Below are 25,347 nucleotides of genomic sequence, written 5' to 3'. Positions count from 1 at the left end.
ATGGCCTTCACGGCCTGAAAGCTCGACGTTGCTCACCAAACTGGCTTGCCGATCAAATATCGTCAATAACAGACTAAAATTAAAAATAAAAAAAGGGCGCTATTCATCAGCGCCCTTTCTATTTTTGTCAGCCTAACTAGGATTTATATCCTCGCAACGAGTCGAGATAGTTCGGCAAGAACAGTGATATATCTGGAATGTAAGTGATCAATATCAGGAAGAAAAGCAGCAAGCTTAGCCACGGCAGTGCCGCTTTAATGGCCCACCCCATGCTCTCTCCCGTGATCCCCGCCGTCACAAAGAGATTTAACCCCACGGGGGGCGTGAGCATCCCGATCTCCATGTTCACCACCATGATGATGCCAAGGTGAATAGGGTCGATACCTAACTGCATGGCAATCGGGAACAAAATAGGCGCCATGATCAGCAAGATGGCTGATGGCTCCATGAAATTCCCCGCGATCAACAGCAGAATATTTACTACGATCAAGAAACCCCACGCTGGCAGCCCCCATGCAACAATGGTTTCCGCAATGCTGTGTGGAATACGTTCCGTTGTGAGTACATGTGCAAACAGCATGGCGTTAGCAATAATGAACAACAACATGATGCTAACTTTCGACGCATCACGCACCACATTGCTCACTTCTTTGTCTGTGAAAGAACGCACCATGACCAAAGGCAGTAGCGCGAAGTTACGCAGCAACATGCTGATTGTCCCCTCACCCTCGTTACGCCAAGGCTTGGCTTTTAGCGGCCCTATATCACGATAGCCCCACACACTGACAAGCCATGCATACACCGCAGCCACAGAGGCGGCCTCTGTTGGGCTGGCAACACCGCCATAGATGGACCCCAACACAATAATAATCAGCATTAAACCACCCAGCGCACGAAGCCCTGAATGAACCAATGACATCACACCCGGAAATGGCTGAGAAGGTAACCCTTTCACAACGGCAACAATGTAGATTGCCACCATCAAAATACCGCCCATCATCAACCCAGGAATGAAGCCCGCCATAAACATACGAGAAGCAGACACTTCCGTTGCCGCAGCGTAAACCAACATGACAATAGAGGGAGGGATCAAAATGCCCAATGTGCCTGCATTAGCGATAACCCCAGCCGCGAATGCTTTGGGGTAGCCCGCTTTAACCATGCCCACAATGACGATAGAGCCAATGGCCGCAACCGTTGCAGGCGAACTACCTGATACGGCGGCAAAGAGCATACACGCCATCACAGATGCCATGGCGAGGCCACCACGTATGTGACCCACGCAATCAATGGCGAAGTTGATCAATCGACGGGCAACGCCACCCGTAGACAAAAAGGCAGATGAAAGAATAAAAAATGGGATAGCCAATAAGGTGTAGTGTTCACTGGTGGCTTCAAACAGCTTAAGCGCTATCGACGCCAGCGAATCATTGGAAAACAGAAGAATAGTGGAAACGCTCGACAAACCCAGTGCAATAGCAATGGGCATCCCCATGAACATGCATAGAAAGAGCATGCCAAATAATGCAGCGATGGTCATTTCTTGCGCTCCTCTTTGTCTTTGTATTCCTCTTCCATTTCACCCGCCAGTTCCTCGGCCAAATGCATGCTTTCTTTGGCCTCGTCAAACAAACCGAAACCTTGACGATTTCCTGTCCATACTTCATAGCCAATCGTGCAAACCCGAAGCGCCAACATACAAAATCCGAGAACCAAACAAGACATTGCTTTCCATTTCTCGATCGGCAGATCTTCCATTTCGATACCGATCATTTGCATTTTGCTGAGGTAAATCCAAGATCCATAAAGAAACAAACCGCAGTAAACCAAACACAGCGCAAGCGCTAGCAAGGTCACGGCTTTTTGCATCGAGGGTGATAGCAATTTAATGGCGGCATCCACGCCAATATGTGCGCCTTCACGAAGCCCCCAAGAAGCCCCCATAAGCACTAGCCATGCTGAAAGGTATAGCGTTAACTCTTGCGCCCAAAGCAAACCTTCATTGAAAAAGAAGCGCAATATCACTTCGAAAAACACTAACAGTGTCATTGTCACCAATAAGAGGCCGATGCCTGCCTCTTCAAAACGGTGTAATAACCGAACCATTTCCTACTCCGAAGATAAACGCCCAGCGCCATTACACGCTCTGGGCTTTATCACTTACTGGTTAGATGCCACTGCGGCTTGGATAATGTCCTCACCGATTTCACCTTGAAACTCACCCCAGACAGGTCTCATGACCTCAACCCATTGCTGACGCTCATCGTCGGACAAAGTGATGATCTTGCTGCGACCTGATTCCAGAATTTTCTGGCGATCTTTCATCGATTTCTCATTGGCAATGGCATTACCGTGAGCAACCGCTTCAGCGAGCGCTTTTTTCAATACAGCGCGGTCTTCGTCAGGCATCGTCATCCAAAACTCGGTCGAGGTTGTGACCATGTAATCCAACACACCGTGGTTTGATTCAGTGATGTATGGCTGCACTTCAAAGAATTTCTTCGAGTAGATGTTTGACCAGGTATTTTCCTGCCCATCGATGGCGCGCGTTTGCAGGAGAGTAAATACTTCAGAGAAGGGCTTTTTCAGTGGCACAGCATCAACAGCTTCAAACTGAGCAGCCAAGACATCTGAACTCATAATGCGGAATTTTTTACCGTCGGCATCACCAGGCACATGGAGCGGATCATTCGCTGACAATTGCTTCAAACCATTGTGTAAATAACCAAGTCCAATCAAACCTTTGCTTTTGACTGACTCCAGCAGTTGCTGACCCGCTTCACTCTGTTGGAATCGATCTACGGCTTCCATGTCTTTGAACAAAAATGGGAGATCATAAACTTGCAGTTTTTTGGTGTACTTGGAGAATTTAGACAAAGAAGGTGCAATAAAATGAACGTCTCCAAGCAACAGGGCTTCCATTTCTTTCCCATCGCCAAAAAGCTGTGAGTTCGGATAAACCTCCACCACGTATTTGTCGCCAATGCGCTCTGCAACTAAATCGCGGAACTTCAGCGCCATTTGTCCTTTAGGCGTATTTTCAGCAACCACATGTGAAAATTTAATGGTTTCAGGTGCTGCATGCGCAAATGCAGTCATTCCTGCACAAAGCGCTAACGCTGAAAACATCGTTTTTAGCTTTTTCATACCGTGTCCTCTTTCCTTGTGTCAGCCATGCCAATGCGGCACGCGATTTATTAACTCCCTATATGTTTAGTGGAGGAAACAAACAAGCACACAACTTGAAACAATTAATTAACAGAAAGAAAACAAAACTGAGAGCTGCAAAAGAAGAAATGGGTGTGATTCCACCCATTCATTAGTCAAAAGCAGAAAAGGAAAATAAAAGCAGTTAGCTGAAGAGTGCAGATAGGTAATATCGTGCCACCATCAGTGGCCTACGCAAGCGCATTTTAGGCTCAGCCCAGCGCACAATGTGATTGATCTCCAAACGAGTAGCATCTGGGTAGCACTGTCGATTACATTCTCTGCACGACGAGCCGCTTCCCTCATTACAGCATTGCATAACACGCTGTTCTTCAAATGTGATTAAGGCAGTACACTGCGCACATAACTGACTGCCACGGTGTATACGTTTGCAATATAGGGTCGCCATTGCGCGAACAAGCCAAACAGGTTGGCGACGTTTCACTGGCGTTATCGATACAGTTTTCATAGGCGCGCTATTTTCCCTAGGTGCTTACAAAAACCTTTGACGCTGATCAACATTTAGTGGGTAAAGCCCGTTGAAACTCACGTCAATCAGAGCGTTTTATACTTCGACCTCAGTAGACAGTGCTTTGATGCAAGCAATATAGATGTCATTTTCTCGAAGTGGCTTACCGATATGACCTTGCATACCATTGCTGATGCAGCGCCAAATATCATCTTTCAGCACATTTGCTGTCATTGCCACAATGGGGGTTTGGCGATTAAAACTGTCAGAGGCTCGAATTTGCCTCGTGGCTTCTAAGCCATCCATCAACGGCATTTGTATATCCATAAAGATGATGTCATAACCTTGCGTCTTAGTCTTTTCTAGTGCTGCAAGCCCATCTGTTGCCCTGTCCACAGAAAAGCCAAACTTCATCAGCATCTTTTCGGCAATCATGAGATTGATTGCATTGTCTTCAACCAGCAAGCAATGCTTGCCGGAGAAAGCATCATTGTGTTGCTTGATCAGCTCTCGACCTTTTAGTTCGACACTGTCTTTTTCAATTTGGAGTGGCAACATGACACTAAACTGACTGCCTCTCCCAACTTCACTGGTGACAGATATTTCCCCACCCATTAGATCAATCAATTGCTTAGTGATGGCCAGCCCAAGCCCCGATCCCCCATAACGGCGAGTCGTGGACGTATCCGCTTGTTGAAATTCATCAAAAATAAGGCTGTATTTTTCCTTAGGAATACCGACGCCCGTATCCGACACTCGAATATTAACGCCAGTGTATCGACCCCCTTGCTTATCAACCGTCACCTTGAGGCTTACCAGCCCTGTTTCCGTAAATTTCAGCGCATTTGATACCAGATTAAGCATAATTTGCTCGATGCGGTGAGCATCACCTAAGAAGCGCCGAGGGCACTCAGCTTCGTAGAAGAAATCAAAGACCAATTGAGGTTTATTGATAATGGTTGGCAACATCAGGTCTCGAATGTAGCTACCTACCTGTTCAAGATCGAATGGCGCTTCTTCCAGTTTCAGGTGATTAGACTCCATCTTGCTGAAATCTAAAATATTGTTAATAAGCGACATTAATCCGCGCGAAGAATGTGAAATAACAGACAGATATTCCGCTTGCTTACCAGACATGGGCTCATCTTGCATCAATGAAGCAGCACCGAGTATGCCGTTCATTGGCGTTCGTATTTCGTGGCTTATATTTGCAAGAAACAACTGCTTCGCCCGCGCAGCTTCTACCGCGCGTTCGCGGGTTTCTACCAAATTGGTACTGAGCTGATTAAACTCCCGAACCAACATGCCTAATTCATCTTGTTCCGGATAATCAATTGGGGAAAAAGGCACATCACCACGCTGACTAACAAGGGCGCTTCGTACACGAGCCATAGGACGAACGATTTGCAAATGGATGGCAATGTATGCCATTGCCACCAGCAAGATGGCCACCAGCACCATAGCGAAAAAGAGGTCGTTTTTCAGTTTTGTCGCTTCAACCAGTAACAGCCGCTCTGGCAATGCTCCAACCAGTAACCAATCGGTATCCGGCAGCGTCCGCCCGAAAACTAACGTTGCTTCATGTAAGATAGGATCTCGTTCGAGACGATGGATGAACAGACGCTCTGTGGGCTGAAAAACCGTCGGATTAGGGGTTAGTTCAGCAGCAACAGAGAGTGCATACCCCAAATCAATATCAGGGGACGAGGCAACAATAGACTTAGCCATCTCTTGTAAGTTGGGGTTGCTTTGGATCACCAGACGCTCACCTTGCGTGGCAAGACTAATGACTAATGCTAGCTCCGAAAAATCAGGTTGGGTACTCGCAATCTCGCGTACACTCGGCAAGGGTGTTAGGCGATCACCAGAAAGCGCATCAGGGTATGACATGATGCGGCCACTTCGGTCGAACATCACCATATATCCGCCCAATTTCTGCCCACTTCGAGACAGGAATGCCTGCAATTCGGCCAACCGAACATCAATGGTAACCACCCCAGCAAATTTACTCTGGTGATATATTGGTACGCTGCAAGTCACCATCGGCTCATTGGTGTAAGGGTCAATATACGCTCTCGACCAATAGGCTTCTTCTTGAGACAGTCGCGCAGGCGCATACCACTCCGCAACATGGTAAGGCGCAGAGGAAGGTTGATTGTAATCCTCTATACGTGAATACGTTCCGTCTTCATTAAATGCGATGAACACAGAGGCTTTTGATCGCTCAGCATCGTAAAGGTAAGGTTCAGGCCAGAACCCGCCACTGGCAACAATGCGTTTGATGTTCTTGTTGCTGAGCATGGCCGACAGCTTTTTTTCTATCTCTGCTTCGTTGTCATCAAGGAGCAAGGTATTGGCCAGTGACAATGCGATGGTCTCAACGTTATTTGATAGCTGCCCTAAGCTTTGAGCCACGGTTTCGACCTGTGCCTCAACGCGTTGGTTAGCACTGTCTCTCACCATGCTGTCACCGGTTGTTTCCAGCACATAAACAATAGTGATAACAACAACAGTCAGCATCAAAGCCACTATCCAAAGGGCTTTAACCCCCATGGTTTTATACCAGGGTAGATCCTTCGCAAGCACGTTCAGCCCTCAAGACACGGTGGTTTTATGAGACTGTTCCATATCTTTCAAAACAGCTTGGATGGTGAGGCTCAACAACTTTTGAAATTGTTTGACAGAGGCAAGGTCGATTGGCATTCCTTGTCTGAGCGTCGCTTCAGCGCTCGTGCAATACGCTTGTAACGCAGTCGCTCCGATATTGCCGGAAACCCCCTTTAAGTTATGCATTAACGAACGGGCTCGAGCAATTTCACCCATTTCTACGTGTTTTTCGAGAGCGTGACCGTCACCTTGGTGTTCCGCAACGAACATGGTTAATACAGATTCAACAGCTGACATGTCATCTTCTAGTTGCTCTTGCAAAATGGTGCCATCAAAAAGTGGTTCGGAAAGATCGGCAGATTGGAATGGCCTAACCGCATTGGCCTCACTCACTTCTTTTTTCATGCTGTTAGTTTGCAGATTATCTGTCTGAGTACTAACAACGCTATACCTCAGTATTACCTGAGCAATCAACAGAGTAAAAGCCACAAACAGTGCTGAAATCGTGTTATCAAGCAGCGCCAATACTTGTGTTGTCCAATAGGTTTGTTGCTGAGTCATTGAACGAACAAATTTATGATTGATCACGGCATCGACACTTTCAAACTGTCGATTAATACGCTCCAAACTCGTATACAAGGTATAAAGTTGCACGTGTTCAACGTTGGATTCCAATCTTGTCAGTTCACCTTCAATCTCGGAGATATAGCGGTTAAAGCGCTCAACACGATCAGTCTCGGTGCCATGATTAAAACCATGTAGCTCGAATAAAAGATAACTACTGACGGATTGATACAGTGCCGTAAGCTCTGGAGAAGAGCGAGAATCCAAGAGATGCTTAAGCTGCTCAGTGACTCTCGATACGGCGTAAATTGATGCAAGTAGATTATCGACATCTTCAACAAACGCATCCGCATCTAACAACGTTTGCTGAATATCATCCCAATTGTCTTCGATAGTGTGCGATTTGGTACGCAGTAACAGATATCGAAAGTGCTGAACCTCTTGCTCAAGGTTCTTACGCTCTTTGTCTTGGTTCAACATGGAAGCCGACACCGTTTGGCGCAACTGTTGTGCGGCATTGTTCAATTTAACGATGTGCGTCGTGTGATCTTTCGTATGCTTCATATCTGTATACGCAAATAGTGCATAGCAAAAAGACACAATAAACCCTCCCCACAGCAACAGGGACAACCAATGCGTCAGCGTGCGTCGGCGCGCGTTTAAGGTGAGCTTTTGGTTTAATTGAGACAATAGAGGAAGCGGTGTCACTGGCGGTCCTTGTTTTTTGAATTCAACCCTAATGAGTTCAGATGCCTACACATTTATCACGCACGGTCTGCGAGACAAAGTAATAGTTTTACAACACTTACTTAAAATTAGGTAATTTGTCTTATTTTGCAAACACATTGGGGAAAACTTGTATGATTGCGCATACGCATTGTTCGCAAAGGACATGACAAACAAGGCGTATGCACACAAGTGTTACTCTTCGACGTTTAAGCGGCGTGTTAATTGGTCTCGCAGATTTGGCGGGGTGCCTTTGATGGTCAGCGTATCAGTCGCTTGATCGTAAAAAACACGCTCTCCAAGCAACATGCTGTCAAAATTAATCGACAAACCACCGCCGCCGCCCACAAATTTAGTCAGCTTTCGCATGGATGTTCTGTCGGCAGGGAAACTCTCTTCCAGTTCATAACCTTGCTCAGAGGCGAACTGATAGAAATCAACACCCTGATCATTTTTTGGCAACTCACTCGCAAGCTCTTTGACGATCACTTCGTCACCAGCCTGAAGCTGACCGTTGCAGTAGTCATAAACTTGTTTACGATATTCTTGCTTTTCTTCTTTCTCCAAGCGCGAATCCGCACAGTAATCCTCGACGGCCTGCATCAGAACAAGGTTTTGCTGCTTCGTATCCATGCCAACTTCGGCTTGCATGAAATCGAGGAAGAAATCTGCCACTTTGCGGCCGACACGCCCTTTGATGAAGGTCAAATAGCGGTTTGATTGCGCATCGGTTTCCCATGTTGATAAATCAATACGCGCAGCAATGTCCATTTTGGCCACATCAAGGTAGTCGGTCGAGCTGATCTCCAGATCATCCGTGACTTTCATGCTGGCTTTCGATTCTAACAAACCAATGAACAGATATTCCGTTGCAAGTGAACGGTATTCCGCGATCACTAACACCCCTTCATCAGCAAAAGGATATTTGGATAACTCCGTTTTTAATCGCTCTGCCGATTGAGATGAAAATGATAGAAAATCGAGTTCTTGCTTACGGCATGCTTTCAACCAACTGGCAACATCGCTTTCTTCGGCAAACTGGCCAAAACCTTTTGCCGCTTTGGCGTTGTACACACGATGGACTTCGCTGATCAAATTTTCCGTTGAAGGTGAATGAGTTAGCATCTGATCTCTCAGGTGCACGACCAATGAATCTTCACTATCTTTTTTAAGTTGATGAAGAATAACGTTTGAAAGCGTGAGGCTCATAATTGAAAACATTTTTCGTCAGACTAGAGTGTGAGGTATTATACGCGGCTTCTGCTGACACAAGACAAGAGTTTCTATGCCTGTTACTTCTAAATATCAAGATAAAAACGTTGAACAGATCCTCAACGATGTGGTCAATGTTCTTGAAAAGCACAAAGCTTCGACTGACCTTTCACTGATGGTGGTGGGCAACATTGCTACTAATCTGATGAATAACAACCTGCCAGCTGCGCAGCGAAAAGTGATTGCGGAAAAATTTGCTCAAGCTCTGCTGTCTTCAATCGATACAGAGTAATAAGACCGCGTCGGAAATTTACGCGCACAGTAAAACAAAGAGAATAATTGGCCTTTATGGTAGACAGCGGAAATACATACAGGGACAAGGTGTCACAGCTGATAAGCTGGGGACACTGGTTTAGCTTTTTCAATATTATCGCAGCCATGTTGCTGGGGACGCGCTACATAGCGCAATCCGGTTGGCCCGAGACATTGATCGGACAAACTTATCAGTTGCTGACTTGGGTTGGTCACTTCGGTTTTATTGTTTTCGCTGTCTACATTCTGGTGATTTTCCCGGCAAGCTTCCTCATTCCGTCTCAACGACTCATGAGGCTGTTTGCCGTTCTCGTTGCCACAGCAGGCATGACAATACTGCTGTTGGATATTTACGCCTTCGAAACTTTACACCTCCACCTCAATCCATTGGTGTGGGAGCTGCTATTAAGCGGCGAAAAAACTGACATGAACGCCCACTGGCAATATTTATTTGTTGTCGTGCCTGCTATTTTCCTTCTTGAAATAGCCATGTCTGAATGGGTTTGGCGCAAACTCCGTAAGCTTTCTCGCAAGCGTGTTGGCGTGCCAATTGCCGCTGTGTTCGCCGTCTGCTTTCTTGGAAGTCACCTCATTCACATCTGGGCAGATGCATTCTTGTATAGCCCGGTGACCGCACAGCGCTCTAATTTCCCCATTTCTTATCCTATGACGGCCAAAACCTTCATGGAAAAATATGGCTTGCTTGATCGTCAGGAATATCAACGTCGTCGTGACGAACTCGGCAACCAAGAAAGCGAAGTCATTCGCTATCCGCTGGAAAAAATCTCATTCGCCGCAGATGCATCAAGCTACAAACAGAATCTACTGATTGTAATGGTTGATGGTCTTCGTGCCGATATGCTCGACCCAGTCGTCATGCCAAACCTCAGCCAGTTCGGCAAAGATAACATGACGTTTTCCCATCATTACAGCTCCAGCAATGATGCAATGGCGGGTATCTTCGGATTGTTTTATGGTCTGCCTGGCAGCTATGCACAAAGTGCTCGCACTGAAGGCCTAAGCCCTGTACTTATCGACACACTCGATAAAAAAGGCTATCGCTTTGGCTTATTTAGTGCCGACAGCTTTGAAAACCCAATTTACTACCAGAGTATTTTCGGCAAACACCTAGAAAACACGACGAAAGTTAACTCAAACGAGGCTTGGGTTGCTGACCATATGGCCGCCGACAATTTGGACAAGTGGATCAAACAAGGCGATAGCAAAAAACCTTGGTTTGCCTATCTTGAGCTAAAAAGCGTCACCGAGTATGAACAAGGTGGCGACTATGACCGCCCATTCCAACCTTCTCTAGACAATGAGCTTGCCAACGTTGGCGATCACACCGCACTCGTACTGAAAAACAGCTACAACAATGCGGCATATTACGTTGATGGCTTGTTGGGCGAACTTTTTGACACACTTGAACAGAATGGTCAGCTTGATAACACCGTGGTGATGGTTACCGCAAACCATGGCACAGAATTCAATGAAACCGGTTCAAACAGTTGGGGCGCCAATACCAACTACAGCCAATACCAGTTGCAAGTGCCTTTGGTCGTTCATTGGCCAAATCAAAGCCCACGAGAAGTCGACGCCTACAGTTCACACTTGGACATCGTACCGACGCTAATGGAGTCCATGCTGGCTGTAGACAGCCCTGCGGAGCTTTATACCAGCGGTCGCAATCTGTTCGAGCTTGCTGATAAGCCACGTCGATGGGTGATTGCAGGTGATAGCCGCGACATTGTCGTGGTTCAGCCAGACAAGACAACCGTGGTAGACAAATTTGGTAATTACCGCATCTATGACAGTAATTACAAGTTACAACCTGAAGGTAAACCTCAGCTATCTGTACTCATGCAGGTGATGCACGAACTCAAGCGGTTTTATCATCCAGACGAAAGCTAATGCAAAAACTGATGCATAGGCAGCCTAAGTGGCTGCCTTGTTTTTTTGTCCAAATGATTGAAATACGCCAACTAAATGAAGAAAGTCGATTGACACTCAAATCATGTGTTCGTAACATGACTTTCGTGGAGTCGGTCTGTAGCGCAGCTTGGTAGCGCACTGTCATGGGGTGTCAGGGGTCGGAGGTTCAAATCCTCTCAGACCGACCATTATTTTTAAAAAGCCCGCAGCATTTCGCTGCGGGCTTTTTCCGTTTTAGAAACTCAGCCATGCATCGGTTAGTATCAAAATGCGGTTGCTAAAGCGTTTCCCTTAAAGTTATTACTTTGGATTGAAGATATGGAAGTCTCGATTGAATTTGGCGTACTGCTGGTCGTTCTCGGGTTTATCGCCGGGATTATTAACACACTGGCGGGCGGCGGTTCGAACCTGACCATTCCAGCACTGATTGTCTTAGGCATGCCCGCTGAAATCGCAAATGCAACCAACCGTGTAGGTGTCCTGATGCAAAGTGTTGCAGGCGTAGCGGGTTTTCGTCACCACAAACGACTTGAGCAAACCGATCTTATCCCAATACTCATTCCCACGTTGATAGGGGGTATTGCAGGAGCCTCAGCAGCAGCGTGGCTGCCTTCAAGCATTATTAAGCCAATACTACTCGGGACCATGCTACTTATGGCCTTCATCATGCTTGTGAAGCCCAGCATGGTCAGCCCCGATGCTAACGAACCCTTTCGGATGATGAAAGACACCCCAGCCTCATGGGTTGGGCTGGGCATCGCCGGATTTTACGGCGGCTTTGTGCAAGCAGGCGTCGGTTTCGTGTTGCTGGCAGCACTATGTGGAACCTTGCGCTATGATCTCGTGCGCGGCAATGCACTCAAGCTCGTCTGTACTCTCGCTTTCACTTCTGTCTCTCTCATCATCTTTATCTGGCAAGATCTCATCTTATGGCTACCCGGTGTACTGCTCGCTATTGGCTCCATGGCAGGGGCATGGTTGGCAGTGAAATTTGCCATCAAAGCCAATGCCAGCACCTTAAAATGGTTCTTGTTTCTAATGACTTTAGTGGGTTGTATTTTCGCGTACACATCGTGACGTCAGCCACATATTTTTCATTTAAAATTCAAGTGGCTACTAGCTGATATCAAAAACATTTACTTACATCACAACCTACAAATCTCAGCTGTGACGTCAGTCGAAGATGATGGACAATCCGCAAATTATGATACTAATTGCTGTCATACTTGCTGAAAAATATTAGAAGCAAAATCACACTTTTCGTCAGTCACTAAGGGAGTCATAGGGCATGATTGCTCTGGATTACGCATTCTGCCTCAAGGTAGGAGAAGCTATTTGTCCACAGAAGGATCTTAACGATTTCTGTCTGGCTCTTGGTCTCGCATTTACGAAGCAATTCACGGATGCGCGCAGCCAATTACTCATCAACGACGAAAATCATGCTGGTTGGCAGCAGTTGGCTGACATTAAGCCACGACACTTTCAGCTGTTCTCGCCCATGATACCCATCAGTGAACATGACGATTTATTGTTAACTAGTCTATTAACAGCAGAAAGCGATCACCTTTATAACGATGTGTTCAATCAACTGATCCCTCTTAAAATCAGAGGAAGCAGTTATGGCTATCTGCTATTAAAGACACCGCATAAATACCATGTCGACCGTCATGCCCTTGAGATGCTGTCTCTCTTAATTTCCGGTGCATTAGATAGCCACCTTCAACACCATGCATTTTTGTTAGAAAGATCTCATCATCAAAAGACCGAAGAAAAGCGAGTTCAAGAAGTCTGTTCTCAAAAAGGGCTACTCGAGCAGCTACATATTCTGCACAAGATCTCTCTACGTCTTTGGCACTCGCACTCTCTCGACAATATGCTTCACACGGCAGTCTACGAATGCATTCATGCGCTCGATTTCGACCGAATGGCGATATTTCTTCTTAATAGCCACACCGGACTAATGCGCGGTACCTACGGTACCGACATCAATGGCACTGTCACCAATGAGCAATGGTATTGCACTGCCATGTATGAGCACTATCACGCGAAGACGACACTTGATAAGAAACAGCACATCAACATCAACGAAGGTACAGCCCTGTTTCATGACAACGTCGAAGTGGGTAAAGGATGGAACGCGACGATTTCGCTTTGGGATGGTGACGAGCCAATCGGCTGGATAGCCTGCGATAACCTGATCACACATACGCCTCTCAAGAGTTACCATAGCGAGTTGCTGAAACTATTGGGTGTGACCATGTCACAACACCTTATTCAGCGTCGCTCCCAAGACGAGTTGAAGCTGCTTAACCTATCACTTGAACAGCGGGTAGCCGATCGCACTGCCCAGCTAGAAGAAGTGAATAAGCGCCTAAACCAAATTTCGCGCGAAGACAGCCTGACCAAGGTTCCTAATCGACGTATGCTTGATGAGAAAATGGAAGAAGAGTGGCGTAGAGCCATGCGTTATCAAACACCGCTTTCTATTTTGATCGTCGATATTGACCACTTCAAACAGTACAACGATTTATATGGTCACGCCTTAGGTGACAAATGCCTCGCTCAAGTGGCTAAGACGCTAAGCCAAGTCGAACGAAGAGCTGGCGCAATCCTTGCGCGATTTGGGGGGGAAGAATTTGTCTTTTTGCTGCCAGGCAGCAACAGGGAAAATGCAAAATCCGTAGCTGACCGCGCATTGGACGCGATCACAGCGCTACAGATCCCACATGATGATTCACCTATTTGCCCTTATGTGACTGTCAGCATCGGCGGGAAAACCTGCATTCCAGACAAACCTAACAGCCAGCAGCAATTGTTTATTGATGCCGATGTTGCGCTTTATGAAGCGAAAAGCAGCGGGAAAAATCAGGCCTTCGTTTTATAGCGTTTACGACCAGCGCCGCCGTTTCCTCTTTTCTTCTTGAATGGATTAGGCTGAGACGGCAGCGAACGCAGGCTCTCGGGTACTGGCCCTTTCCTTACAGCATTCATTAAGTCCAACAATTCCGATTCCAACGCCGACATGAACGGCTGATAGGCCCCCTTCTTTTCGGCCATATCTTGCAGCTGGCGCTCCCAATGCGCGGTCATGTCAGGGTAAGCCGCTTTTTCTGGTAATGCATCAATAAGACCACACGCCGATGCAGTAGCTCTTATTTGCTTACCTTCACGCGAGAGTAAACGACGTTTAAACAACAATTCCAGAATGCCAGCGCGGGTCGCTTCTGTGCCTAATCCGTCTGTATCCCTCAGTATTTTTTTTAACGACGCTTCTTTCACAAATCGTGCAATGCCAGTCATCGCTTGCAACAACGTCGCTTCAGTAAAATGCCTTGGTGGCTCAGTCATACAATCTTTAATTTCACCTCGTGCGCACGTCAGCACAGTGCCTTTGTTTAACGGTGGCACCTGACTTTCTATATCTTCTTTTTGCGCTGCGTTATCTCGCGTTAACAATGCCCGCCATCCGGGCAGAGTCAACTGTTTGCCTTTGGCAATGAAGATGCCTCCCGCAATATCAAAATCGAGCTTTGCTTCTACATATTCAGCCGCAGGGTAAAACTGCATCAGGTATTGGCGGGCGATCAGCTCATAAACATCACGCTCTCTGCCACTTAACGCATTGCTGCTCTTCCCTGTTGGAATAATCGCATGGTGCGCTTCTACTTTGCTGTCGTTCCACGCTTTGGATTTCAACGACAAGTTAGCGTTTTTCACCGCATCACTGAGCGAAGACACCGTGTTGCCAATTGCTGCTGTTACGGTAGACGCTTCTTTCAAATGATCTTTCGGTAAATAGCGACTGTCCGAACGCGGATAGGTGATGACTTTATGTTTTTCGTACAACGACTGACAACACGCTAATACATCAACCGCACTCATGGTGAAGCGTTTGGCGGCATCAATTTGAAGTGCAGACAGGCTGTAAGGCAGCGGTGGGGCTTGCTTTGTACCTTTGCGTTCAGACACGACAACCGTAGCAGGTTGATTAACAATACGCTGGGCGACATTTTCCACCAATTTACGCGAGAGTACCCTACCTTCTTCATCTTGCCATGGCTGGCACGATTCGCTCGGCTGCCAACGCGCCAAAATATCACTGCCTTGATAAGGAATGACTGCATCAAGCTGGTAAAAAGGTTTCGGCATAAATGCCGCGATTTCTCTGTCACGACGCACGACCAAACCAAGCACTGGGGTTTGTACGCGCCCTACCGACAACACACCCTGATACCCTGCCTGCTTACCCAGCAATGTGTATGCGCGAGACATATTCATGCCATACAGCCAATCGGCACGAGAGCGAGCCAGCGCCGAGACAGAAAGCGGGACAAAATCGAGGTTACTGCGCATGGCTGATAACGCTTTTTTCACGGCAGATACGTTAAGGTCGTTTATCAGCAAACGTTGTATGCGCTGTTTTTTCTTGTCCGCCAATTTGGCATAACTAAACACTTCATCCACCAACAGCTGCCCCTCTCGATCAGGGTCACCCGCGTGGATAATATCGTCAAATTGGCGGAGCAGTTTTTTTACCACTGAAAGCTGTTTAGCCGCAGATTTTCGTGGTTTCAGAATCCATGGTTCAGGCAATATTGGAAGATCGTCTAAACGCCATACTTTGTATTTTTCGTCGTAAGCGTCAGGCTCTGCTTGTTCAAGCAGATGACCAATACACCAGGTTACCGCGTCGCCATTGGCAGCCTGGACATAACCATCGTGATTTTTATGGGGCTTGGGTAAAGCGGCAGCGATTGCGCGACCAAGACTGGGCTTTTCTGCAACAAAGAGTCGGGCCATGGGAAACCATCAAACAGAGCAATTGTCGACAATTTAGCGAAATTAAAAGGGCTTAACAACAATTAACTGGATATTTATCCAGTTAATTGTGAGGTGGCATGAGGTGTAGCCTTAGAGGTAAGAAACGTATTTGCTGGTATCACGTTTGGGGGCATTAGCCGGTGTGCAATCTGGCGTCCCGATGTAAAGGAAGCCGACAATTTCATCATCGCCCGACACACCAAACGCTTCACGCACGACAGGATGATAAGCCCATTTCCCTGTGCGCCAAAAGCCTTGATAGCCCTGTGCAACGGCTGCCATTTGCATTGCCTGCGCAGCACAACCCGCAGAGATATGCTGCTCAATCACAGGTACCTTATCGTGCTGCTTAGTACGCGCTATTACGGTGATCACCATGGGTGCGCGAAAAGGCGAGTTCGCGGCTTTTTCCACCACGGCATCTTCTTCATTATCAGCTTGAGCAGCGCGTTTTAGGATGGAAGAAAGCTTATCTAAACCTTCGCCTGTCGCAACCACAAACTCCCACGGCGTTAACGCGCCATGATCAGGAGCACGAAGACCTGCCGCCAGCATATTTTCAAGCGCATCACCCTGAGGGGCTGGCGCAGACAAACGAGGAATAGAACGACGTTGGGTGAGTAAATGTAATGCGTCCATGAAGATCCCAATGACTAGTAAATAAAATCGCTGTTATTGCCCCTAAAAATAACACAAACCCGAAAGAACAACTCCCTCCGGGTTTTGTGGATTAATCGTCGATGTTCTTAAAGGGCTATCGCGAGTTCAACACCTTGACGAATGGCTCGCTTCGCATCAAGCTCACCGGCCTTTTCTGCACCGCCAATGATATGAGGCTTCTGACCTTGGCTTTCCAACTGATCGGCCAAATCATTCACTGACTCTTGCCCGGCGCAGATGATGACATGATCGGCGGGCAAAATATGTAACTGCCCTTCCAACGTAATGTGCAGACCGGCATCATCTATTTTTTCGTAGCTGACACCACCCAGTAGCTCGACACCACGTTTCTCAAGTGTTCGACGATGTATCCAACCCGTCGTTTTACCGGGCCCTTTGCCAACCTTGCCAGGCTTACGTTGCAGCAACCACACTTGACGCTGGGCAACATAATGAGGCTGTGGCAGCAACCCTCCCTCATGAGACAGGGTTTGATCAATGCCCCAATCTTTTAGCCAATCTTCCAGCTTGTGATCTTCAGGCTCGGTGATCATGGTTGCCACATCAATACCAATACCACCCGCGCCAACAACCGCGACACGAGAACCCAGTGTGGGCTTGTCTCGAATGAGCGTCTGGTAATCAATCGCTTTCGGGTGATCAATGCCCTGAATAGCGGGAATACGTGGCTTCACGCCCGTTGCAATCACCACTTCATCAAACGCTTTGAGCATCTGTGCATCAACGAGCTGATTGAGCCTGACTTCAATATTGAATTGCGCCACTTTGCGAGTGAAGTAACGAATAGATTCTTTAAATTCTTCTTTGCCAGGAATTTGCATCGCCAAATTGAACTGGCCGCCTAGCCTGTCACTCTTTTCAAATAGCACCACATCAAAACCGCGCTCTGCTGCTGTCACTGCGCATGACATCCCCGCCATGCCACCACCAACAACCGCGACGCGTCGTTTGTTGACAGCGGGAGAAATCACCAGCTCAGTTTCGTAGCACGCTTGCGGATTAACGAGACAGCTAGCGCGCTTGCCTTTGAATACGTGGTCAAGACACGCCTGATTACACGCGATACAAGTATTGATGTCGTCGGCTTTATCTTGCTCAGCTTTGACAACAAATTCTGCATCAGCCAAAAACGGACGGGCCATCGAGACCATGTCTGCTTGACCGCTTGCCAAAATATTTTCAGCGACCTCAGGGGTGTTAATGCGGTTGCAAGTTACCAATGGGATAGATACTTCACCTTTTAGGCGTTCTGTCACCCAGCTAAAGGCCGCGCGTGGCACCTGAGTGGCGATGGTCGGGATACGCGCTTCGTGCCAACCAACACCTGTATTAATAATGGTCACGCCCGCCGCTTCAAGTGCCTTGGCTAGCTCAACCACTTCATCATGGGTGCTACCTTGCTCGACAAGATCAAGCATAGAAAGACGGAAGATAATAATGAAATCATGTCCTACCCGTTCGCGAACAGCTTTAACAATCTCGATAGGGAAACGAATGCGGTTTTGGTAACTGCCGCCCCAGCCGTCATAACGTGTATTTGAGCGGGCGCAAATGAACTGGTTAATCAGATAACCTTCCGAACCCATGATTTCGATACCGTCATAGCCCGCTTCTCTGGCCAATTCTGCACTCTTTGAAAAATCCTTAATGGTATTCAGGATTTGACGCTCACTCATGGCAGACGGCGTAAACTTAGAAATAGGGGCTTTGATCTCGGAAGCACTAAGCGAAAAAGGATGCATGGCATAACGACCTGCATGCAACAATTGGAGCGCAATTTTTCCACCATTTTCATGCACCGCTTCGGTGATAGTCCGGTGTGCGCGTGCTGCTCGCCCACTGCTAAACTGCGCACTGAGAGGATGCAAACGTCCACGGAAATTCGGTGAGAAACCGCCCGTCACAATCAAGCCAACGCCACCTTTAGCTCGTTCAGCATAGAAGGCTGCTAGCTTTTTAAAACCATCGTTCGATTCTTCTAGACCAGTATGCATTGATCCCATCAGTACACGGTTTTTCAACTGCGTAAAACCAAGATCCAGTGGCGCGAGTAAGTGAGGGTACGGCAAGTTCATTCTACGCTTCCATCGTATTGTTATTCTGATTACACAACCATAAACCCGTCAAACAGAAGTTTCAAACGTTTGTTTACATTTTTACAACATAAATCAAAGCTAGGTTATCTAAACAGGATTAGTTACGATTACAGATATGAAAAGAAGCTGGGTAAACAAATGAAAACGCTTTTTAAATTCTTTGGCACCTTATTGAAATGGTGCTGGAAGATTCTAGGTTTCGCTCGTCAATTGGTGTTGAATCTGTTTTTCATCGCCGCCATTGTGTTGGTCTATTACGTCGTGACAGACGATGATGTCATCTCGCAAGAACCAACAGAACAACCGATTCAAGCGCTATTGCTTGATATATCGGGACCTATCGTCGAGAAGCAACGCAGAATTGATCCTTATGATTTTGCTACTCGCAACCTTTTTGGCCAGCAGGTTGAATTTGAAAATGTCCTCTTCGATATTGTTGAGCAAATTCGCACGGCCGCAAAAGACGATAACATTAACGGCATGGTACTGAGCCTGTCAGACATGTCTGAAACCAGCCTCACCAAGTTGCGTTACATTGCGAAAGCCATCAATGAGTTCAAAGCAACCGGTAAACCCGTTGTTGCGATTGGTGGCCACTACAACCAAAGCCAGTACTATCTAGCCAGCTACGCTGACGAGATCTACATGGCACCCGATGGTGCGGTACTGCTGCGTGGCTACGGTTCGTTCAATCTGTATTTCAAAGATCTACTCGATAAGCTCGATATCACAACGCATGTGTTTCGCGTGGGGACATACAAGTCGTTTGTTGAGCCGTATACACGAACGGAAATGTCACAAGAAGCGCGAGAAGCTAGCTCTGTTTGGCTCAACCAGCTTTGGGGCGCCTATGTCGAAGACGTGGCGTTAAATCGCGAATTGAGTGTTGAGCAACTGTCGCCTGATACGCAAACGTTACTTGATGAACTCAAAGCAGTGAACGGTGATTTTGCGCAGCTTTCAAAACGCTTGGGTCTGGTCGATGAGCTTCTAACACGACAACAGATTCGCACTAAGCTTGCAGAAACGTTTGGTAGCAATGGAGAAGACAGCTTCAATTATGTCAGTGTTTATGACTACTCATCACTCCAGTTCCGCTTACCAAAAGCAGACCAAATCGCGGTCGTTGTTGCCAGCGGAGCCATCGTTGATGGCTTTGAATCTGAAGGCACTGTCGGCGGTGACACCACCGCAGCATTGCTTCGCGATGCTCGCCTTAACGACGCAGTGAAAGCCGTGGTGCTTCGCATAGACAGTCCGGGAGGCAGTGCATTTGCGTCCGAAGTCATCCGCAATGAAGTAGAGGCGCTCAAAGAAGCGGGTAAGCCTGTTGTGGTGTCGATGTCCAGCGTCGCAGCATCTGGCGGATATTGGATTGCCGCCAGTGCTAATCGCATTCTGGCACAACCGACCACAATCACAGGGTCAATCGGTATCTTTGGTATCCTGACCACCTTTGAAGACGCCTTAGCAAAATACGGCGTATACAACGATGGCATTGGCACCACACCGTTTGCGGGTGTCGGCGTGACGCGCGCATTGCCTGAAGGGGTTGCCGACATTATGCAACTTGGCATTGAAAACGGCTATCAGCGCTTCATTGGGCTGGTCGCAAGCCAACGCAACCTTTCTATCGAAGACGTTGATCAGATCGCGCAAGGTCGAGTGTGGACAGGCTACGACGCAATGAAGCGAGGCTTAGTCGATCAACTGGGTGACTTTGATGACGCCGTTGCCGTTGCCGCTGAACTGGCTAACATTGACGACTACTCGTTGAACTGGCTCGAAGAACCACTAACACCCGCTCAGCAGTTTATCTATGACATTGTCAATCAAGCCATAGTGAAGCTTGATTTGAACACAAACATCAAACTACCAGCAGCAGTACAACATTTTGCCAACACTGCAGCGACTGAAATAAATCACCTTAATAACTTCAATGATCCAAATGGACAATATGCTCTTTGCCCAAATTGCAGTTATTACGACAACTGAGAACTCCCCGGCAAGCGCCGGGGTTTTTTTAATGAATTCGATACGTATAATGCGCCCACGACCTTGGCAACAATGAATTTGTGATGATGGAAAGAAAACACATATATATCGCCTACACTGGCGGCACTATCGGCATGCTGAAATCCGAGCAGGGTTACATCCCCGTTTCAGGCTTCATGCAACAACAGCTCAAGCAGATGCCGGAATTCCATCGTCCTGAGATGCCAGAATTCACCATTCATGAGTATATCCCGCTCATTGATTCTGCTGACATGACGCCCGCTGAGTGGCAACGCATTGCTGACGATATACGCGACAACTACGACAACTATGACGGGTTTGTTATTTTGCATGGCACTGACACCATGGCTTATACCGCCTCGGCATTGTCTTTCATGCTGGAGAATCTGGATAAGCCAGTTATTGTCACGGGGTCACAGATCCCATTGGCCGAACTACGTTCGGATGGGCAAGCGAACTTGCTAAACGCCCTGCACATCGCAGCCAATTACCCAATCAACGAAGTCACCTTGTTCTTCAACAATCAATTGTTGCGAGGCAATAGAAGCACCAAGTCTCACGCAGATGGCTTCAATGCATTCACGTCGCCGAACCTACCACCACTTGTGGATGCGGGAATCAATATCCAATTGCATGGTGCTGAGATTGACAAAAAGCCGGAAGGGGCTTTCAAAGTACATACGATTACAGAGCAACCTGTTGCCATCATTATGATGTACCCAGGCATTTCTCCTGACGTAGTCCGAAATGCACTGAAGCAGCCAGTGAATGCGATGATCTTACTGACCTTTGGTGTGGGTAACGCACCGCAAAACAAAGAACTGTTAGGATTATTGAGAGAAGCAACCAATCGCGGTGTTGTTGTGCTTAACCTTACCCAATGTCTCGCTGGAAAGGTCAATATGGGCGGGTATGCTACAGGTTGTGCTCTTGCAGAAGCCGGAGTATTGAGTGGTTACGACATGACGCCAGAAGCTGCATTAGCAAAACTTCATTATTTACTCAGTCAAGATTTGCCCATTGAACAGGTTCGCAACTTACTTCAGCAAGACTTACGTGGTGAACTCACGCTCTAAGCCAAAGTACTGCGATAAGTAAATGGACAGTGACAGTCATAAAATAAAAAAACGGCATAAATGCCGTTTTTTATTTTATTCAAAATCCAATTACTCGTCGTTTACATTTTTCTGAATAATCGTTTCCTGATTTTTTGCGAATTCGCGCTGAAGCGCCGATTTCGATTTCAACGTAATGTCACCGCCAGCCGCCACCGTCATATGTTGTGGCTCGGTGTTATGACGCGATTGATAAAGCATGACAACTTGCATCGCATGGTCACGTTGCTCTTGCGACAAAGGCGTACCTTCAGGCCACTTCCCTGTTTCAACCGCAAAGCTCAAACGATCATAAGCTTCAGGCGTAATGCTGGACAACAACTGTTCAATATCCATGTCTATTCCCTGGGTTACATGCCTCGATATCTGGCTTAATTTGTATGCTAACTCGTACTATATCGTGGGCGTTCAAAACAATTAGGCAATAATAACGACAAAATCAATACCAGTCTTTTATCATGTATTGATACATGCCTTTACCATGCTTTGGTACTGGGTTAAGCAATTCAGCCAGTCCAATAGTAATGATTTTATAATGAATACGCACTTGCTTGCTTGAGCAAATCCACAGTTTTTGCCACCTTGTGTGACAGAGACAAGTGAAATGCGACGGGTTGCAGTGAACTCTTCCCAATACCAATACTACTAGTCCAACTATCTTTGTGGGGATATTTCCTCCTCAATTTTTGCGCAGCAATTTCTATCCCAAGAGCTAAAACTAAGGTAAAGAACATGGCCTCTATCACTGGCAGTAATTCGTCCGATAACCTCATCGGCACGGCTGACGATGACAGCATCTACGGCCTGCTAGGCGAAGATACACTTCGCGGTTATGCCGGAGATGATACGATTTACGGCGATTCTTCTGCGTCAGAAATTCAAGAACTTTCCTCAAACGGAGACGGCAGCTATACACTTCAAAGCGACACGTTTGTTTCTGTTTCTTTGTCTCAATTCAACTTTCCTGTCACAGACGAGAAAAGTTTGGGCTACGCCATTCTCGATGCCAATGGAGACGTCATTAGCAAAAACATTATTGTTGATTACGTAAACATCGCTGAACGAGGATCAGCTATCGACATCAATGTCGCTGGCGGTGCCAAATTAGTATTTTTTACGATTCCATCGAGCGAACTACCCAACTTCGAATGGACGCCCCTAGACCTTAATAACGTCGATACGAATATCGCGACGTCTCCTGTCACCATTACCGTAAAAGAAATCAACAGTGACAGCGCTACACACGGTGATGATGCCTTGTACGGTTATGAAGGCGACGACCAACTGTTCGGTGAAGGTGGGGACGATCGCATCGTCGGCGGCGATGGACATGACATCATTTCTGGCGGTGATGGCGACGACTCGGCGTGGGGAGGCAATGGAGACGACCACCTTCACGGTGGTAAGGGCGACGACAAGCTTTATGGTCAGAATGGCAAAGACAAACTAGAAGGTGGCGCAGGTGACGATGAACTGTGGGGTGGGCGTGATGACGACACCTTACTGGCAGGTAGCGGCGCAGATTACATCGAAGGACAAGATGGGAACGACACCGTACAAGCAGGCGACGGTGATGATGAAGTCTGGGGCGGAGCTGGCAACGACAATATTCGCGGCGACCAAGGGAATGACTACATCAATGCTGAAGACGGTGAAGACCTTGTTTTTGGCGGTGCCGGTGATGATGAAATTTATGGCGGCGACGACAATGATGATCTTCGCGGCAACGCTGGGAACGATAAAATCTTCGGCGAGCAAGGAAACGACATTCTCAGAGGACAAGCCGGCAATGACTACCTCGATGGCGGAGATGGCAACGACGAGATATACGGTAACCTTGGCACCAACACCATGCTTGGTGGTGACGGGAACGACTACCTATTTGCAGGCTGGTTCAGTGCTGACAACTATCTTGACGGACAAGCTGGCGAAGATATCTTAATCGGCAGTATTGGATCAGATACCTTGATATTCGATGAGAATGATTTTCAAGGACAAGTCAAAACCTTTTCAAATGGCACTCAAATCAATAAGCATATTTATGATGCTTCGTCTGGGTTTGACACCTTGCTGATCACCGGTGCACAAAACGCTGATTTTACCGGCACCAGTTATCAAACCGACCCAAATGTAAAAGGCAATGTCGTCGCAGGGGTTGAAGCCGTGATTGGTGATAGTGCGGATCAAACACTGACCATTAACACACATGAAATCGATGCTCAGTCAGACAATACTGCAGGTGATGATTGGCAAGGCTTCATTGCATGGTTAGGTAATGGCGACGACACGCTTAACCTCACAGGTGTTGATTGGCAGTATGATGCAGCAGCAACATCAAACGCAGACATCACGCCAGCGATGGTCGCCAAAATGGGGCTATCAGCGGCACAAGTCGCTGATCTACAAGCCTACGTGTTCAACGATCTCTATAGCAATGATCAGATCACCGTATGGACGGATGCGGAATCGATCACCTATTTGGGCACAGATATTGTGTAAAACACATATACACAAGCAAACTATCAGAGAAAATCATAGGCCAGCCATCATGCTGGTCTTTTTTATCTCTGTGGACTGACGCAAAACTCAGGAAATGAAGATAAACTGAAAGAAGATGTTTATGTTATAAGTCACTCGCATCGAATGAGAGACCAAAACTAAAGAGCCACGACCATCATGAATAAAGGCCCTATTTCATTTCCATATAAAGTTGTCATTACGGCGATAAGCACCTTACTGCTTGCTGGATGTTTTGAAAGCAACCGCAGCACCGCGCAGCTTTGCGAGAACTACCCTCAGATCTGTAACAAACTAAATACTGAAGATGGCCAGTGTCGACATGAGCGCACTGACCTCATTTGGCTGCGTTTTGATGTGATTAAAAAGCCTTCAGATTTGAATAAATTTGACGAACTACAGCTCACGAAGAAATACGCCAAATGTATGTCGCTTGCCGCACAGATTGAAAGCACGACGTTAAAATCTAAAAAAACCCTGCGGACTGAAGCGCTTTTCCACGCATACGACACGATTGATCAACTAGAGCTTGAATTGAAAAGCTCCTACCAGCCTTCAATCATCTACTACCGCTGGACCCAAGGCGACCAAGAGGCTCTCGAGCAATTTTTAAAGCTAGAAGAAACCGAATATCTCGATTCCCCCGAAATGCAACTCGGTCTTGCAAGCTATTATGTCGACAAAGACAAGGTTCACACCATCAACCTTCTGATGAAATCTTTGACGCTTTATGATGGCCGCAGCAGCATGACAATGGAGAAAACAATTCCAGACGTCGTGAAGTCGCTTGCGACGGCCAATCACTCACTGGGTAAACTCGATGAGGCGTATATGTGGGCTTTAGTCGGAAGCGAGTTAGGTCTAGCGATTGCTAAAGAAGCGCAAATTAAATTGCTATATCCAATGATCGATGAAAGACGCGCACTGATCGCTGACATTTCAGATGATATCGCCTCGTCTATTGAAAGCGGTAATTTCGACAAGAGCATGTTGATACAACTTTCCGGACTGCCGCCACTGTCGACAACGCAATAAATCGCCGACATTGATAAAACAAAAAAGCGTGCTGCGA

The 25,347-nt window shown here is 47.1% G+C and carries 19 protein-coding genes and 1 tRNA gene; 9 read left to right on the top strand and 11 right to left on the bottom strand.

The genetic code is table 11. The features are described 5' to 3' along the window. Positions 1-136 precede the first annotated feature (136 nt). The 7 genes from A1OO_RS04900 to yejK form a co-directional block, all read right to left on the bottom strand. Complete coding sequence (locus tag A1OO_RS04900; protein ID WP_017004800.1) at positions 137-1,540, bottom strand: TRAP transporter large permease; 1,404 nt, start codon at positions 1,538-1,540, stop codon at positions 137-139. After that, positions 1,537-2,106 carry a TRAP transporter small permease gene (locus A1OO_RS04895; protein WP_017004799.1) on the bottom strand — a complete coding sequence of 190 codons (570 nt, stop codon included), beginning with the start codon at positions 2,104-2,106 and terminating at the stop codon, positions 1,537-1,539. The genes A1OO_RS04900 and A1OO_RS04895 overlap by 4 nt, the downstream gene beginning before the upstream one ends. Before the next feature lie 54 nt (positions 2,107-2,160). Continuing rightward, on the bottom strand, positions 2,161-3,147 hold the full coding sequence (locus tag A1OO_RS04890; protein WP_017004798.1) for a TRAP transporter substrate-binding protein: 987 nt from the start codon (positions 3,145-3,147) through the stop codon (positions 2,161-2,163). Positions 3,148-3,352: 205 nt separating this feature from the next. After that, complete coding sequence (locus A1OO_RS22955) at positions 3,353-3,676, bottom strand: nitrous oxide-stimulated promoter family protein (RefSeq protein WP_083248034.1); 324 nt, start codon at positions 3,674-3,676, stop codon at positions 3,353-3,355. A gap of 96 nt (positions 3,677-3,772) precedes the next feature. Then, entirely contained in the window at positions 3,773-6,229 is a 2,457-nt protein-coding gene (locus A1OO_RS04885) for an ATP-binding protein (RefSeq protein ID WP_017004797.1), read from the bottom strand. Between the two features lie 42 nt (positions 6,230-6,271). Next, entirely contained in the window at positions 6,272-7,411 is a 1,140-nt protein-coding gene (locus A1OO_RS04880) for an Hpt domain-containing protein (protein WP_241819043.1), read from the bottom strand. Positions 7,412-7,768: 357 nt separating this feature from the next. After that, positions 7,769-8,782 (bottom strand): nucleoid-associated protein YejK, encoded by a 1,014-nt coding sequence (gene yejK / locus A1OO_RS04875; protein ID WP_016958400.1) that lies wholly within the window; start codon positions 8,780-8,782, stop codon positions 7,769-7,771. A 76-nt stretch (positions 8,783-8,858) separates the two neighbouring features. Here yejK and A1OO_RS04870 point away from each other — a divergent pair, with 76 nt between their 5' ends. The 5 genes from A1OO_RS04870 to A1OO_RS04850 all read left to right on the top strand — a co-directional run bounded on the left by A1OO_RS04870 (position 8,859) and on the right by A1OO_RS04850 (position 13,913). Next, positions 8,859-9,077, top strand: coding sequence for a YejL family protein (locus A1OO_RS04870; RefSeq protein ID WP_016958401.1), 219 nt, complete (start codon positions 8,859-8,861; stop codon positions 9,075-9,077). A gap of 56 nt (positions 9,078-9,133) precedes the next feature. Then, on the top strand, positions 9,134-11,008 hold the full coding sequence (locus tag A1OO_RS04865) for a DUF3413 domain-containing protein (RefSeq protein WP_017004795.1): 1,875 nt from the start codon (positions 9,134-9,136) through the stop codon (positions 11,006-11,008). Positions 11,009-11,140: 132 nt separating this feature from the next. Further along, positions 11,141-11,217 (top strand) — tRNA-Pro (locus tag A1OO_RS04860). 130 nt (positions 11,218-11,347) lie between these two features. Further along, positions 11,348-12,106 carry a sulfite exporter TauE/SafE family protein gene (locus A1OO_RS04855; protein ID WP_017004794.1) on the top strand — a complete coding sequence of 253 codons (759 nt, stop codon included), beginning with the start codon at positions 11,348-11,350 and terminating at the stop codon, positions 12,104-12,106. A 211-nt stretch (positions 12,107-12,317) separates the two neighbouring features. Beyond that, the gene (locus tag A1OO_RS04850) at positions 12,318-13,913 is read left to right on the top strand and encodes a sensor domain-containing diguanylate cyclase (RefSeq protein ID WP_016958404.1); all 1,596 of its coding nucleotides are present in this window, start codon (positions 12,318-12,320) and stop codon (positions 13,911-13,913) included. On the opposite strand, the gene A1OO_RS04845 is transcribed toward A1OO_RS04850, so the two are convergent. The 3 genes from A1OO_RS04845 to A1OO_RS04835 form a co-directional block, all read right to left on the bottom strand. Next, entirely contained in the window at positions 13,895-15,829 is a 1,935-nt protein-coding gene (locus A1OO_RS04845) for a DNA topoisomerase III (protein WP_017004793.1), read from the bottom strand. The two genes, A1OO_RS04850 and A1OO_RS04845, sit on opposite strands and share 19 nt — an antisense overlap. A 111-nt stretch (positions 15,830-15,940) precedes the next feature. Then, on the bottom strand, positions 15,941-16,489 hold the full coding sequence (locus A1OO_RS04840; protein ID WP_016958406.1) for an NAD(P)H nitroreductase: 549 nt from the start codon (positions 16,487-16,489) through the stop codon (positions 15,941-15,943). 107 nt (positions 16,490-16,596) lie between these two features. Next, on the bottom strand, positions 16,597-18,606 hold the full coding sequence (locus A1OO_RS04835) for an NADPH-dependent 2,4-dienoyl-CoA reductase (RefSeq protein ID WP_017004792.1): 2,010 nt from the start codon (positions 18,604-18,606) through the stop codon (positions 16,597-16,599). 159 nt (positions 18,607-18,765) lie between these two features. On the opposite strand from A1OO_RS04835, the gene sppA reads away from it, so the two are divergent. Both sppA and ansA read left to right on the top strand, forming a co-directional pair. Next, positions 18,766-20,622 (top strand): signal peptide peptidase SppA, encoded by a 1,857-nt coding sequence (sppA, locus tag A1OO_RS04830; protein WP_016958408.1) that lies wholly within the window; start codon positions 18,766-18,768, stop codon positions 20,620-20,622. An 86-nt stretch (positions 20,623-20,708) separates the two neighbouring features. Then, entirely contained in the window at positions 20,709-21,719 is a 1,011-nt protein-coding gene (ansA, locus tag A1OO_RS04825) for an asparaginase (protein WP_026024047.1), read from the top strand. Positions 21,720-21,809: 90 nt separating this feature from the next. On the opposite strand, the gene A1OO_RS04820 is transcribed toward ansA, so the two are convergent. Further along, positions 21,810-22,094: a YeaC family protein gene (locus tag A1OO_RS04820; protein WP_016958410.1), complete on the bottom strand. Its 285-nt coding sequence runs from the start codon at positions 22,092-22,094 to the stop codon at positions 21,810-21,812. Between the two features lie 396 nt (positions 22,095-22,490). Between A1OO_RS04820 and A1OO_RS04810 the strand changes: the two genes are divergently transcribed. Further along, a complete protein-coding gene (locus A1OO_RS04810) occupies positions 22,491-24,257 on the top strand; it encodes a calcium-binding protein (protein ID WP_017004791.1) in 1,767 nt (588 codons plus the stop codon). 177 nt (positions 24,258-24,434) lie between these two features. After that, a complete protein-coding gene (locus tag A1OO_RS04805; RefSeq protein WP_017004790.1) occupies positions 24,435-25,310 on the top strand; it encodes a DUF2989 domain-containing protein in 876 nt (291 codons plus the stop codon). Positions 25,311-25,347: the final 37 nt, after the last annotated feature.

Origin of the sequence: Enterovibrio norvegicus FF-33, assembly GCF_000286835.2 — a bacterium.
GTDB lineage: Bacteria > Pseudomonadota > Gammaproteobacteria > Enterobacterales > Vibrionaceae > Enterovibrio > Enterovibrio norvegicus_A.
The sequence above is the reverse complement of the archived record's forward strand: the minus strand, read 5'-3'. Positions and strand labels throughout refer to the sequence as shown.

Excerpts from the sequence above, each read along its gene's own strand:
- A1OO_RS04900 (WP_017004800.1), bottom strand. The coding sequence starts at position 1,540 with ATGACCATCGCTGCATTATTTGGCATGCTCTTTCTATGCATGTTCATG.
- A1OO_RS04895 (WP_017004799.1), bottom strand. The coding sequence starts at position 2,106 with ATGGTTCGGTTATTACACCGTTTTGAAGAGGCAGGCATCGGCCTCTTA.
- A1OO_RS04890 (WP_017004798.1), bottom strand. The coding sequence starts at position 3,147 with ATGAAAAAGCTAAAAACGATGTTTTCAGCGTTAGCGCTTTGTGCAGGA.
- A1OO_RS22955 (WP_083248034.1), bottom strand. The coding sequence starts at position 3,676 with ATGAAAACTGTATCGATAACGCCAGTGAAACGTCGCCAACCTGTTTGG.
- A1OO_RS04885 (WP_017004797.1), bottom strand. The coding sequence starts at position 6,229 with ATGGGGGTTAAAGCCCTTTGGATAGTGGCTTTGATGCTGACTGTTGTT.
- A1OO_RS04880 (WP_241819043.1), bottom strand. The coding sequence starts at position 7,411 with ATGAAGCATACGAAAGATCACACGACGCACATCGTTAAATTGAACAAT.
- yejK (WP_016958400.1), bottom strand. The coding sequence starts at position 8,782 with ATGAGCCTCACGCTTTCAAACGTTATTCTTCATCAACTTAAAAAAGAT.
- A1OO_RS04870 (WP_016958401.1), top strand. The coding sequence starts at position 8,859 with ATGCCTGTTACTTCTAAATATCAAGATAAAAACGTTGAACAGATCCTC.
- A1OO_RS04865 (WP_017004795.1), top strand. The coding sequence starts at position 9,134 with ATGGTAGACAGCGGAAATACATACAGGGACAAGGTGTCACAGCTGATA.
- A1OO_RS04855 (WP_017004794.1), top strand. The coding sequence starts at position 11,348 with ATGGAAGTCTCGATTGAATTTGGCGTACTGCTGGTCGTTCTCGGGTTT.
- A1OO_RS04850 (WP_016958404.1), top strand. The coding sequence starts at position 12,318 with ATGATTGCTCTGGATTACGCATTCTGCCTCAAGGTAGGAGAAGCTATT.
- A1OO_RS04845 (WP_017004793.1), bottom strand. The coding sequence starts at position 15,829 with ATGGCCCGACTCTTTGTTGCAGAAAAGCCCAGTCTTGGTCGCGCAATC.
- A1OO_RS04840 (WP_016958406.1), bottom strand. The coding sequence starts at position 16,489 with ATGGACGCATTACATTTACTCACCCAACGTCGTTCTATTCCTCGTTTG.
- A1OO_RS04835 (WP_017004792.1), bottom strand. The coding sequence starts at position 18,606 with ATGAACTTGCCGTACCCTCACTTACTCGCGCCACTGGATCTTGGTTTT.
- sppA (WP_016958408.1), top strand. The coding sequence starts at position 18,766 with ATGAAAACGCTTTTTAAATTCTTTGGCACCTTATTGAAATGGTGCTGG.
- ansA (WP_026024047.1), top strand. The coding sequence starts at position 20,709 with ATGGAAAGAAAACACATATATATCGCCTACACTGGCGGCACTATCGGC.
- A1OO_RS04820 (WP_016958410.1), bottom strand. The coding sequence starts at position 22,094 with ATGGATATTGAACAGTTGTTGTCCAGCATTACGCCTGAAGCTTATGAT.
- A1OO_RS04810 (WP_017004791.1), top strand. The coding sequence starts at position 22,491 with ATGGCCTCTATCACTGGCAGTAATTCGTCCGATAACCTCATCGGCACG.
- A1OO_RS04805 (WP_017004790.1), top strand. The coding sequence starts at position 24,435 with ATGAATAAAGGCCCTATTTCATTTCCATATAAAGTTGTCATTACGGCG.